Annotated in this window: 10 protein-coding genes; 3 read left to right on the top strand and 7 right to left on the bottom strand. The window is 62.0% G+C overall.

What is annotated here, in order from left to right:
• Window positions 1-8: 8 nt before the first annotated feature.
• Complete coding sequence (locus ACTJLB_RS15580) at window positions 9-1,349, bottom strand: leucine-rich repeat-containing protein kinase family protein (RefSeq protein WP_440783780.1); 1,341 nt, start codon at window positions 1,347-1,349, stop codon at window positions 9-11.
• Between the two features lie 265 nt (window positions 1,350-1,614).
• On the opposite strand from ACTJLB_RS15580, the gene ACTJLB_RS15575 reads away from it, so the two are divergent.
• Window positions 1,615-2,217 (top strand): methylated-DNA--[protein]-cysteine S-methyltransferase, encoded by a 603-nt coding sequence (locus ACTJLB_RS15575; protein ID WP_440783779.1) that lies wholly within the window; start codon window positions 1,615-1,617, stop codon window positions 2,215-2,217.
• A gap of 39 nt (window positions 2,218-2,256) precedes the next feature.
• Here the strand turns inward: ACTJLB_RS15575 and ACTJLB_RS15570 are convergent, their stop codons facing one another.
• Together ACTJLB_RS15570 and ACTJLB_RS15565 are read right to left on the bottom strand one after the other, a co-directional pair.
• Window positions 2,257-3,840 carry an alpha/beta hydrolase family protein gene (locus ACTJLB_RS15570; protein WP_440783778.1) on the bottom strand — a complete coding sequence of 528 codons (1,584 nt, stop codon included), beginning with the start codon at window positions 3,838-3,840 and terminating at the stop codon, window positions 2,257-2,259.
• A 51-nt stretch (window positions 3,841-3,891) separates the two neighbouring features.
• Window positions 3,892-5,514 carry a methyl-accepting chemotaxis protein gene (locus tag ACTJLB_RS15565; protein ID WP_440783777.1) on the bottom strand — a complete coding sequence of 541 codons (1,623 nt, stop codon included), beginning with the start codon at window positions 5,512-5,514 and terminating at the stop codon, window positions 3,892-3,894.
• 394 nt (window positions 5,515-5,908) lie between these two features.
• On the opposite strand from ACTJLB_RS15565, the gene ACTJLB_RS15560 reads away from it, so the two are divergent.
• The gene (locus ACTJLB_RS15560; RefSeq protein WP_440783823.1) at window positions 5,909-7,417 is read left to right on the top strand and encodes an MFS transporter; all 1,509 of its coding nucleotides are present in this window, start codon (window positions 5,909-5,911) and stop codon (window positions 7,415-7,417) included.
• Between the two features lie 33 nt (window positions 7,418-7,450).
• Here the strand turns inward: ACTJLB_RS15560 and kdgD are convergent, their stop codons facing one another.
• From kdgD to ACTJLB_RS15545, 3 genes are all read right to left on the bottom strand, one after another.
• Window positions 7,451-8,368, bottom strand: a complete 918-nt coding sequence (kdgD, locus tag ACTJLB_RS15555; RefSeq protein ID WP_087753076.1) for a 5-dehydro-4-deoxyglucarate dehydratase — start codon at window positions 8,366-8,368, stop codon at window positions 7,451-7,453.
• A 61-nt stretch (window positions 8,369-8,429) separates the two neighbouring features.
• Window positions 8,430-9,779 carry a glucarate dehydratase gene (gudD, locus tag ACTJLB_RS15550; protein WP_088175591.1) on the bottom strand — a complete coding sequence of 450 codons (1,350 nt, stop codon included), beginning with the start codon at window positions 9,777-9,779 and terminating at the stop codon, window positions 8,430-8,432.
• 131 nt (window positions 9,780-9,910) lie between these two features.
• Window positions 9,911-11,242 carry an MFS transporter gene (locus tag ACTJLB_RS15545; protein WP_088175590.1) on the bottom strand — a complete coding sequence of 444 codons (1,332 nt, stop codon included), beginning with the start codon at window positions 11,240-11,242 and terminating at the stop codon, window positions 9,911-9,913.
• A 413-nt stretch (window positions 11,243-11,655) separates the two neighbouring features.
• On the opposite strand from ACTJLB_RS15545, the gene ACTJLB_RS15540 reads away from it, so the two are divergent.
• Entirely contained in the window at window positions 11,656-12,366 is a 711-nt protein-coding gene (locus ACTJLB_RS15540) for a FadR/GntR family transcriptional regulator (protein WP_027804770.1), read from the top strand.
• Between the two features lie 36 nt (window positions 12,367-12,402).
• On the opposite strand, the gene ACTJLB_RS15535 is transcribed toward ACTJLB_RS15540, so the two are convergent.
• Entirely contained in the window at window positions 12,403-12,720 is a 318-nt protein-coding gene (locus ACTJLB_RS15535; RefSeq protein ID WP_088175588.1) for an AtuA-related protein, read from the bottom strand.
• Window position 12,721 lies beyond the last annotated feature (1 nt).

Raw genomic sequence — 12,721 nt, 5'->3', positions numbered from 1 at the left:
GTTCAGCATTACCGAGCCTTCAACGCGCGTAGATCCGATGCGATCTGCTCGAATAGCGGCCGGCTTTGAACGTCTTCACTCAGGCAACTGTCTCTCAACACGGCGAGTTCATCGCGCACATGACCGTGGTCGCTACGATCGCTCGCTTCCAAACGCTCGATCAATTCATCGAGCAGACAACCAAACGCTCGCACTTCGAGACGTTCAAGCGCAGCGCTGCGTTCGCGGTTTTCTGTCGAATAGAAAGATGCCGCGCCGAAGTCTCCTAACAATACACGTGCCCGACCGTCGTGCAGAATGTTGTGCGCGTACAGGTCGCCGTGCATCATGCCCCGCCGGTGCAAATGACATGCGGCAGATGCAATGCCGTGCGCCATATCCACGACATCGGCGGCTTCGAAGCTTATGCCCGCCGCGTAAATGTCCCGCGTGCACGACTCGAAGCTCGGCGGCCCCGCCAGGTTGCGAAATTGCGGCTCGATCAGTTCCATCACGAGGCCGTGCGCGTTTGCCGGATGATCTTTTACTTTCCCCGCGACGGCAATCAGGTTCGCGTGACCGCCGGCCCGGATGCAGGCTGCCATTTCGCAGTCGGGCAAACCGTCGCTCGTGACCGCGCCTTTGAACAGCTTGACCGCGACGGGCCGCGATGTGCCATCCCGCTCACGTAGTTCGGCGCGGTAGATCACACCCGAGGCGCCCTCGCCCAGTTGCTCCTGCAGGCGCAGATCGTCCCAGCCAATTTCGGCGATGGGCGTATCCGTCAACGCCGCCGCTTCCAGTGCGTCGCCGAACGGATTGCCCGCATAAGCGAGCCACGCGAGCCGTGGCATGCGAAACAGCCACGCCGGCAATTCGTCGAGCCGATTCGCCGCAAGCCGCAACAACTCCAGCCGCGAACACGCGGCCAGTTCTTCCGGAAGAAAACGCAGACGATTGCCCGCCAGCATCAACTTCTGCAAATGTGCGCAGTCACCGATCTGCGGTGGCAACTCGTCGATCTGGTTGTCGGTAAGAATCAGCCAACGCAGCCGCGGCGGCAGCGCATTACCGGCAACCGTAGCAATGCGATTCGCCTTGAAGCCAACCATGCTCAATTGACGGCACTGCCCGAGTACTTCCGGCAACTCGGTGAACGGATTGTTGGACGCAAACAGAATGCGCAACTTATGGAGCCGCGCGAAATCGTCCGGCAACGCTGACAGCGCATTGCCCGAGAGATCGAGAATTTCGAGCGTGTCGGCGAGTTCGAAAACCTCGCGCGGAAACTCAGTGAGCCCGCACGCGAGTTTCAGTTGGCGTGCGCCCGAGAGTTGTCCCGCTCGCAGTTGTTCCAGTGTTGTTGTCACAGTCGTAAGAAGATCCGGTGGCCCGCGCCCGTCGTGCACGAAGGGTCAATTCTACTGAGTCATATCGTGACGTGCTGTTGTGCAGCGTGAAGTCACGCTGCCGGTTAGCGATAGCTGACCATCTCGCGCGCGAATCCTTCATACTTGACGGCGAAACAGACAGCAAGATCCGACGTGTCTTCAACAGGCGGGAAGTCCACACTAGGGTCATTGCGACACCACTCGCGTGCCGCGCTGTCTCACTTCAATTCGCAGGAGCAGATAAGTGACTTACGCCTACAAGTTGATGGATTCTCCCGTCGGCAAATTGAAGCTCGTTGCCAACGGCGAGCATCTAGCCGCCATTCTGTGGGAATTCGACAAGCCAAACCGCGTGCGTCTGGCAGAGTCGATGCAAGCCGACGATCGGCCGATTCTGCTCGAAGCCGAGCGTCAGTTGAATGAGTACTTCGCCGGCAAGAGGCAAGCGTTCGATCTGGCGCTCCAGTTTCAAGGGACGGAGTTTCAGAAGAAAGTGTGGGCCGCGTTGCTGACCATCCCTTTCGGCCAGACCCGCACTTACGCACAAATCGCGGCGCAGATCGGCAATCTCAACGCGGTGCGGGCGGTCGGCGCGGCAAACGGCAGAAACCCGATTTCTATCGTGGCGCCATGCCACCGGGTGATCGGCGCGTCAGGCGAGCTAACCGGTTTCGCCGGCGGCCTCGCGAACAAGATGCTGCTGCTGTCGCTCGAAGCGGGGCAAACGTCGCTTGAAGCCGCCGCCGACAGGCAGGCGCAAGCACCCGCAGACGCAACCAACGTCGGCGCGAAACGCGCGCGCCCAGCGCCTCTCCGCGGCACGCAAAGCTCGTTGTTCGGCAATTGACGGTGTTCGCGTAGTCGCCGGGCCTAAAGCCAGGCGCACTCAGAAGTTCGCAAAGAATGTCCGTGCGGCAATCATGCATGAGCCTGCAACTAGCCCTCCGTGATAGGAACGCAATACCGCGGCGGCGCCCCCGTCTGTCGCGCCGCCGGCGATGGCCTGCCGTGCAATCGATGCCTTCGCATTTGCAAAGCCCTGCTTGACGCTTGCGAACGGATCGTCGGGTCCGGTGGCGGACGAGTCCACATCCAGCACGGATGTCAGCCCCGCAGGCACATTGGCGCCGCGCCAATAAGCCTGCTCGATACGGGCGTTGAAGAAGAACACCATCGGGTCTGAGCCGCCTCCGCACAGCAGGACCGGCGCCTTCGGAACCCAGTTGCGCAGATCGTTGCGCTTGAACGCCTGCCGCAGCGGATGCAGCGGCGTGTCCGCTGGCGCGAGGCTTGCGCTTGCATCGGGGAAAGCGCCGTCGGGATTGGCGGCCGCGTCTTCCAGAAGCGCGCGGCGGTAGGCGTTACGCACGAGGTTGGCGTCGCCGAAACCTGCGGCAAATAGCGGTGTCAATGCGGGCGGCGTGAGCGACGGCGCTGCGGGCGGTGTCATCGACGCGAACCGCGCAGCCGGCGGCGTACTGCTGAAAAGGTGCGTTGACGGCAATTTCCGTTGCGAGAAAAGCGTGTCGAGAGGTTGTGCGCTGGGGAGCACGTGCTCGATATCGGGCGCGTAGGCGGCTTCGAAAAATTCCGTCGGCTTGCGATACACGTTCTTATACGCGTGTTGATAGCCCGTCACGACCAACGTCGTGAAGAGCGTCGAGCCGAGACTGACCTCGCCTGCAATGATGGCGTCGGCGGTAGCGGCAAGCGCGTAAGGGCCCGAGCCCGGAGCGGATGCGGTCACCTTCACGCCTGCTGCTTGCAGCGCGCGATGCGTCGCCAACGCAACGAACCCGCCTTGCGAGTAGCCCGTAATGAAGAGCTTGCCGTTCTCCCGCGTGGGGGCGGACGAGCCATCGCCGTTCAACATGGCCCGCGCCGCGTGCAGCGCGTCGATCATATCGGCGGACTGCTGGTCGGCGTTCAGATAAGGATGGTACGGAAGATCGGACCCGGCATAGCCCGCATAGTTGCTGGCCGCCACGATGTAGCCGTGAGCCGCATACATCGTGGCCACGCTGAGGCCTTCGCCGGCTCCTTCGTTGTCCGCGTCGGTCCGCGCAATATCGGCGAGATTGTATTTGCTGTAGGTGGTGGTGCCGTGCGCATACAACATGAGCGGACGCGGCCCGCCGCACGCCGCGGATTCGCCTTGCGGGGTCATCAATGCCCCGCTTGCAGTGGTCGGTTCACCCGCGCCGCCAATAGTCCGATAGCGGAAATACACGACTTCGACGCCGCAAGCTGGCGCACCCGCCATTCGCATGAGGTGCTGCCCCGAGGGGCTCGACGTAAGCAGATCGTACAATTCCGCAGCGCTGAGCCGCAACGTGACCCGATGATCCAGAAGCTGGCCGCGCGCGCCGCATGCCGGATCGCACGATGAGTCGGCTTGCGCCGATGTGCCGATAGTCAACGCAAGACACGATAGCAATGCAATGGCTGCGGTGCGGGTCGCTTGTGGCATGCGGCTCTCCGAACGAAACCGCTAGCATAGCGCCACTGTGGGAGCTCGCATTCAAACTGCCACGGCTAACCGGTGCGAGTGTTTCGGTACCGGTCGCTCCACACCGCCCTCGCGCGAATGGTCTTGCACCTGGAAAGTTCGAATTGACGCTTCCAGCAATCTCGCCTGCTCGGTCAATGTCTGCGCTACCGCCGCGGCCTCTTCGACGAGTGCGGCGTTCTGTTGCGTGACGCTGTCCATCTGCGTGACGGCGTCGCCGACCTGATCGATGCCCGCGCTCTGCTCGGCGGCAGCCGCGGCGATGTCGCGCATGACGCCCGACAACTTCGCAATGGCGTCGCTCGCCGCCTGAATCGTCGTACCGGTTTTGTCGACGAGTTCAACGCCGGCCTCGACGCGACCCACGGCGCGGCTGATCAACGTGCGGATTTCCTTCGCCGCAGAAGCGCTGCGCTGAGCGAGCGTGCGCACTTCGCCGGCCACCACGGCGAAGCCGCGCCCTTCGTCTCCCGCGCGAGCCGCCTCGACCGCCGCGTTCAGCGCAAGAATGTTGGTCTGAAACGCAATGCCTTCGATCACTGCAATGATCTCGACCATCTTGTGCGATTCGGTCGATATCTCCTGCATGGTCGACACGGCCTCAGCCGCCATTTGTCCGCCCTGCGTGACGATCTGCTCGGCGCTTGCCGTCAACTGACTCGCCGTCTGCGCGCTCTCCGATGTTTGCCGGACCATCGCGGTCATCTGCTCCATGCTGGCCGCCGTCTCTTCGAGCGACGCGGCCTGGCTCTCGGTACGCGCGGACAGATCCGTGTTGCCCTCCGCGATCTCCCGCGCGCCGGTCGCGACCTTCTCGGCCGCGCCGCCGATCTGCACGATGGTCTTTGCGAGGCCGTCGCGCATCTGCCGCATGGTATGCAGCAGACTCGATTCATCGCCTTCACGAATCTCAACAGGAATAACGAGGTTGCCCTTGGTGATCTCACCGGCGACCTGCGCGACATACGCCGGGTCGCCGCCAATCGTGCGTTGAATGCTGCGATTGGTGAACGCGACGAGCGCGGACAGTAGCAGCGCCACCGCGCCTACCACGCTGCCGAGCACATAAAGCGACTCTTTGAACGCGGCGTCGATATCGTCGACGTAAGCGCCCGTCGCGATGATCCAGTCCCACGGCGCATAACGCACCACGTAGCCGATCTTGCCGACTGCGTCGGACGGTGGACTGCCCGGATGCGGGAACACATAGTCGACGAAGCCGCCCTTCGGCGCCTGCGCCGTCGCGGCAAACGTCACGTAATGGTGACGGCCGTCGGCGTCCGCGGTGCCCGCGAGATCCTTGCCGTCCAATGCGGGTTTCATCGCATGCATGACCATGCGCGGCGTGGAGTCGAGCACGAGGAAGTAGCCGTCTTCGCCGTAGCGCACGCCGCGCAGCCGCTCGAGTGCCTGCTTGCGCGCATCGGCCTCGCTTAGCGCGCCGCTCTGCGCAAGCGCCGCATATTCCTTCACGATGCTGAGTCCAACGTGCGCGACATTCACAAGGTCGTGCTTGCGCTCCTCAACGCGCGTCTCACGCGCCAACCACGCCGCCGACACCGACACGGCGAGAAGCGCCAGCAGGCTGACGACAAGCGGCACCCAGAGCTTCTGCCTGAAATTCAATCGATCCATGCTCGCTCCTGTCTCGTCCGGTCGAAGGAGGCCGAGGGACCGCTGCGCGCGCGTTTAATCGTTCAGGCGGCGCGGCAGCATCGCACGACCACTCGGCTTATTTATCGGCAGCGATAGGGGCCGCATGTGTAGAGACAAACCCTCTCCGGGCCGGATTGCGTCTGGAATGCGCGGATTGCTCGCGGTCTTGAATCAGCGCGATTGGCGTTTGCGCAGAGGAATAGTTTTACCTAGGGGCAAACCCGTATAATGACCTAGTGGTCAGACAACTTTAGTACATCGGTTGTCCAGACCTCGCCCAATTAGCGCTTCACCTTAATCGCCCTTTCAGCCCAGATCCGTGACTTCCACTGCCGCTGCTCCCGCGCTGCCCTTCCGGAACGCCCTCTTCGCGATGCTCGGCATCGGTCTCGTCAACATGCTCGTGGCACTCGACCAGACGGTTGTCAGTACCGCGCTGCCGTCGATCGTCGCGGAACTGCACGGCTTCGAGTACTACGCATGGATCGCGAGTGCGTATCTGCTGGCGTCGGTCGTCACCGTGCCGGTGTTCGGACGCCTTGGCGACTATTTCGGTCGCAAGCGCTTCGTGATTGCCGCGGTGATCACGTTCACGGTAGCTTCGGTCCTATGCGGCGTCGCAAACAACATGCTGTTTCTCGTCATCGCGCGCGGGCTGCAAGGCGTGGGCGGCGGCATGATGGTCGGCACTGCGTTCGCGTCGATACCGGACCTGTTCCCCGACCCGCGTGCACGCGTGCGCTGGCAAGTGGTGATGGCCGCGGCGTACGGTATTGGCACGGCGGCGGGGCCCTCGCTCGGAGGATGGATGAGCGAGCACCTCGGCTGGCGCTCCACGTTCCTGATCAATCTGCCGGTCGGTGCGGCGGCGCTCTACTTTATCTGGGGGCATCTGCCGAGTTTTCAGCGGCCGCATGACGGCGAGGTCAAAATCGACTGGCTCGGTGCCGGGCTCGTGGCCGCCGTGCTCGGCGGTCTGCAGGCTTTCATCGAAGCAGTGCCGAAAGACGGCTTGACGGCCGGCAACATCACGCTTGCCGTGTGTGTGATCGTCGGCGCCGTTGCGTTGTACGTGTGCGAGAAGCGCGCCACACATCCTATCATTCCGCTCGATCTGTTCAAAGACTCGCAGCTCGTCACGCTGTTTACGCTCGGCATGCTGTCCGGCTTCGTGATGTTCTCGCTGATTTTCTTCGCGCCGCTGCTGCTGCAAGGCGGCTTCGGCCTGTCTCCGCAACAGGCCGGTCTGCTCGCCACGCCCATCGCCGCATGCATCGCACTCGGCAGCCTGCTGAATACGCGCATCGTGATTCACATGAAGAAGCCGACGCGCATCCTCTCTATCGGCTTTGCGTTGCTGCTGTTCGCGTCGATCGGTCTTGCATTTGCGAATCCGGACACACCGCACCTGTGGATCGAATTACCGATGGCCGCGGTCGGTATCGGCCTCGGCTTCATTCTCAACAATCTGAATGTGTTCGGACAGGAAATTGCGGGGCGCGAGCGCTTCGGCATCACGACCGCGCTGCTGCAATCGACACGAATGGTGGGCGGCATGCTGGGCACGAGCATCGTAGCGACGGTCGTGCAGCATCATTATCGCGACGTCGTTACGAGAACGATGAGCGTGCTCGGCGAGCCGACGGCAACGCAATGGCGTCCGCGCTTCGTCGATCTGCGCATTCTGATCGACGAAGCATCGCGCCTGAAGCTGATCGCGGACATGAAGCCATCGGGACTCAACACACTCGCATTGATCGACACCGCGCGCGATGCGCTGGTGCAGTCCATTCATATCGGTGTGTGGCTAACCGCGGTGGCGGCGCTCGCCGCTGCTTTGCTCGTGCAGCGGATTTCGCACGTGGTGTTCCGCCGCGGCTAGGCACCAGGCCCGCGGCGAACGCGTGCAGCGCGCTTATTGCGGGCCGAGTTTCGCAATCAGAGCGGCGAGTTGCCCGCACTCTTCCTCGGTCAGATCGGTCAGCGGCGCACGTACCGGACCGGCGTCGCGACCAACCAGTTTCGCGCCCGCCTTCACGATGCTCACTGCGTAACCCGCGCGACGATTGCGAATCGCCAGATACGGCAGAAAGAACTCGTCGATGAGCCGTGACGTGGTCGCATGATCGTCTGCGGCAATCGCACGATAGAACTCCATCGCGGTCTTCGGAATGAAGTTGAATACCGCCGACGAATACACAGGCACGCCGAGCGCCTTATACGCCGCTGCATAAACCTCTGCGGTCGGCAGGCCGCCGAGATACGAGAAACGGTCGCCGAGGCGCCGGCGAATGGTCACCATTGCCTCGATTTCGCCGACGCCGTCTTTGAAGCCGATCAGATTCGGGCAGCGATCCGCGAGCCGTTCCAGCATATCGGCATTGAGCTTTGAATTCGCGCGGTTATACACAATGACGCCGATGTTCTTCACCGCATTGCAAACCTGTTCGACGTGCGCGGCAATCCCTTCCTGCGAAGCCTCGGTCAGATAGTGCGGCATCAGCAGGACGCCGCTGGCACCAAGGCGCTCTGCTTCCCGCGCATATTCGATTGCGACGCGCGTCGGACCGCCCGCGCCCGCGAGAATCGGTACTTTGCCCTTGCATGTTTCAGTCGCTGTGCGAATTACATTGGTGTAGTCGCTTTTGGTCAGCGAAAAAAATTCGCCTGTGCCGCCTGCGGCAAACAGTGCGGTCGCACCATACGGTGCGAGCCATTCGAGCCGTTGCGCGTACGTGTCGGCGCGGAAGTCGCCTTGCGCGTCGAAGTCGGTCACGGGAAACGACAACAGACCTTCGGATACGATCGCTTTGAGTTCTTGCGGTGAAGTCATTTGTATATGCGTGAATATCGTCAAATGTGAATGAGCGGGTGACAGTCTGCGTCGCAAGCAATCAACGCACGAGGCACGGGCGCTTGTTGTCGAACTTCCAGTTGGGAATCAGGTACTGCATCGCGACACCGTCGTCGCGCGCGCCGAGGCCGTGCTGCTGGTAGAGCGCGTGCGCCTTCTCGATCTCATCCATATCCAGTTCGACGCCGAGTCCCGGCTTTTGCGGCACTTTCACTTTGCCGCCGACGATCTGCAACGGTTCGCGCGTCAAACGCTGGCCGTCCTGCCAGATCCAATGCGTGTCGATTGCCGTGATCTTGCCGGGCGCGGCCGCTGCCACATGCGTGAACATCGCGAGCGAGATGTCGAAGTGATTGTTCGAATGCGAGCCCCACGTGAGGCCCCAGTCATTGCACATTTGCGCGACGCGCACCGAACCTTGCATGGTCCAGAAGTGCGGATCGGCCAGCGGAATATCCACGGACTGCAACTGGATCGCATGGCCCATCTGGCGCCAGTCGGTAGCGATCATGTTGGTCGCCGTTGGCAAACCGGTCGCGCGGCGGAATTCCGCCATCACTTCGCGGCCTGAGTAGCCGTTCTCGGCGCCGCACGGGTCTTCCGCATAAGCGAGCACGTCGTGCTTGTCGCGACAGAGGCGGATCGCTTCCTCAAGCGACCATGCGCCGTTCGGATCGAGCGTCACGCGCGCATTCGGGAAGCGTTCTGCGAGCGCGGTCACCGCTTCGATTTCAGCGTCGCCGGGCAGCACGCCGCCCTTCAGCTTGAAGTCGTTGAATCCATAGCGGGCTTGCGCGGCTTCGGCGAGACGAACCACGGCTTCGGGCGTCAACGCTTCTTCGGTGCGCACGCGGTCCCAGTCGTCGCGTCCGTCAGCGCCGCTTGCATACGGCAGGTCGGTCTTGTTGCGATCGCCGATATAAAAGAGGTAGCCCAGCATTTCCACTGCATCGCGTTGCTGACCTTCGCCAAGCAGCGCAGCAACGGGCACGCCGAGATGCTGTCCGAGCAAATCCAGCAACGCAGCTTCGAGCGCGGTCACGGCGTGAATCGTGGTGCGCAAATCGAATGTCTGCAGGCCGCGGCCGCCGGCATCGCGGTCTGCGAACTGCGTGCGTACCTTGTTCAGGATAGCTTGCAAATTGCCGATCGACTGACCGACCACAAACGGACGCGCGTCGTCGATCGTCTTGCGAATATTCTCGCCGCCCGGCACTTCGCCCACACCGACATGACCGGCGCTGTCGCGCAGAATCACGATGTTGCGCGTGAAGTACGGACCATGCGCGCCGCTCAGGTTCAGCAACATGCTGTCGCGGCCGGCAACCGGCACGACGCGCAGTTCAGTAACGGTAGGCGTATCGTTCGAAATGGATGGGTTCGTGGACATAGGAACTAGACCGATTGAGATGGTGAGCCGGACGGTGGCGAGCAACGCAATTTGCAAGTACGCTCACCACCTGTGCCGGACGGAAACTGTTTGCGCGCGTGGCCCACGAGAGGCAGCCAGAGAAACAACGGTCAGTGTGCGCTGCCTTGCAGCGGATCGCGCAACAGGTTGCCGTCGCCGCGCCGATTACGCGTAAGGAAAGCCGCTGCGGCCGCGATCAGCGAAGCCACGCCGAGACCGTAAAGTCCGCCGGTGATCGAACCGGTATGTTGCTGCAAATACCCGAACGTGGCGGGCGCGAAGAAACCGCCCAGATTACCGATGGAATTGATCAGCGCGATCACCGCTGCAGCGACGCGCGCATCGAGATAACCCTGCGGAATCGGCCAGAACAGCGAGGCCGCCGCCTTGAAACCGATCGCCGAAAAGCAGATCGCGACGAACGACAGAAGCGGGTTACCCGAGGTCGACGCAAAGAGGCCACACGCCGCAATCACGAGCGCGACAGCGAGCCACGCCTGCTGAAAACGCCACTTCGCCGAAAGCAATGCGAAGCAGTACATTGCGACCATTGCAATGAGCCAGGGAATCGCGTTGAGCATGCCGACTTCGAAATCGGACAGGCCGCCGATCTTGCGGATGATGGTCGGCAGCCAGAAGGTAGCCGCGTAAATCGTCAACTGGATCGCGAAGTAGAGCAGGCAGAACAGCACGATCTGCGGATCCTTCAACAGCTTCACGGCCGGCAGATGCGCGCCGCCGTGTGCCACGCGCTCCGCCTGTTCAGCGGCGATCGTGCTTTCGAGAACGCCTTGTTCTTCGGCTGTGAGCCAGGAAGCATCGCGAATGCGCGATTTCAGGAACATCCAGCTGACCGCGCACAGCACGATAGAAAAGCCGCCTTCTATCAGGAACATCCATTGCCAGCCGTGCAGACCGAGTCCGCGAATGGACAACAGGCTACCTGTGATCGGCCCCGACACCACCGAAGCGATGGCCGAGCCCGAGAGGAAAATCGCCACAGCCTTGCCGCGTTCTTTCTGCGGCAGCCACTGCGTGAAATAGAACACCACGCCCGGAAAGAAGCCCGCCTCCGCGACGCCGAGCAGGAATCGCAACACGTAAAACGACGTTTCGTTCGACACGAACGCCATGGCCGCGGCAACGACACCCCACGTGCCCATGATCCGCGTCAGCCACGCGCGCGCGCCGTACTTCTGCATCAATACGTTCGACGGCACTTCGAACAGCGCATAGCCGATGAAGAACAGCCCGCTGCCGAGCCCATACGCCGCCGCGCCGATGCCCAGGTCGGTTTTCATGTGGGTGTTGACGAAGCCGATGTTCACGCGGTCGATGTAGTTCGCGATGAACATGATCAGGAAGAGCGGCAACACGTGCCGCTTGACCTTCGAGACGGCGGACCCCAGTGGATCGAGTGCGGCGGTGAGAGCAGAGGTCAAGAGAGTCTCCAGTGGCGACCGACGAGCGGTCTTGATCTGGCGTCATGTGCGGCTGGCACAGTCAGCAGTCGAACGGCGACGCACAGATATGTTGTCTGATGACAGTCTACTGCCGATCCGCAGCGCTTTCCAATGTGGTGTTTACCCTTCCTTGGCGGCTATACCTCGCGTACATGGACGAAAATCGAGGCGCACTCGCAACGTTTTAAGCCCGCAAAGCCGTTAAAATAAGACGTCTGATGACATGAAAGTCACTGCGGCGAGAATCTTTGCGCTGACCAACGCCTCTTCATCATCGTTAAGCCATGAATTTTTACGACAGACGCTATGATGGCTAATGTCCAGACGTCACCAGACGTCCCGCGCGCCCTCAACCCGCGCGTTTCCAGCCGATTAGTCAACAAGCCACAGCAATGAGCAGCCTAACTGAGAAAGTGGTGGCCACCCTTTCCGATGAAATCCGCCGCGGCGTCCTGAGACCGGGGGACCGCATACCCACCGAAGTCGCGATGATGAAGCAGCTTTCTGTCAGCCGCTCCGTCGTGCGCGAAGCCATCTCGCGCCTGCAGGCGGCCAGGGTGGTAGAAACGCGTCATGGCATCGGCACCTTCGTGCTCGCGCCCGCCGCTGAGCAAAGCATGCAACTGCCCGCCGCCGATCTGTCGAGCATGCTCGACGTGATGGCGATCATCGAATTCCGTATCGATGTGGAAGCGGCGTCGGCAGCGCTCGCCGCTGCGCGGCGCACGGAGCAGAGCCTGAGACAGATGCGTGCGGCGCTCGCACGCTTCGAGTCCGAACTCGAACGCGGCAGCACGGACACGCTCGCGCACGACGTCGAGTTTCATTTGCAGATCGCGCGCGCAAGCGGCAATCGCTATTTTTTCGACGTGCTGAGCCAGTTGGGAAGCGCGGTCAGTCCGCGCACGCGCCTCGGCTCAGCGGAGATTGCAGAACTCGATCAGATCGAGACTTTGCGCAACGTGCTCAACGAGCACCAACTCATCTACCTTGCGATCGAGCGCCAGGACCCCGACGACGCCCGCGCCGCGATGCGCATGCATCTGAGCAACAGCCGCGAGAGGCTGCGACGCGCGCATGAGTCGAGCGCGCGAGGCGAGTAGCACCGCACGAACGGCGGCGCATTGCCGTCGGCGAATTCATAACGACGGCGGCGCTTCGACTTCGAGGCTCATCAACGCGGAACTGAGCGACTTGCCGTGCGCGTCGAGCGCGAGCGAGCGCGTCACGCCTCCGCCCAGCGCCTCGCCAAGCACGAAGTTGAACGCGGCAATGGCCGGCAGTTCGTAGCGCGCGACATTGCCGCGCACGACATCCGCGAGATGCGCCTTCACGCGCTGCGGCGTCAATACGGCCCGCAAATGCTCGTAGTGCCGTACGTCGTAACAGATCACCGAGATGTTCAGCGTATTGCCCTTGTCGCCGGTTCGCGAATGGGCCAGCTCACGTAGTTTCATC

The sequence above is a fragment of the Paraburkholderia sp. 22098 genome (assembly GCF_052045935.1).
Lineage (GTDB): Bacteria > Pseudomonadota > Gammaproteobacteria > Burkholderiales > Burkholderiaceae > Paraburkholderia > Paraburkholderia caledonica.
This window is presented reverse-complemented; position numbering and strand designations above follow the sequence as displayed.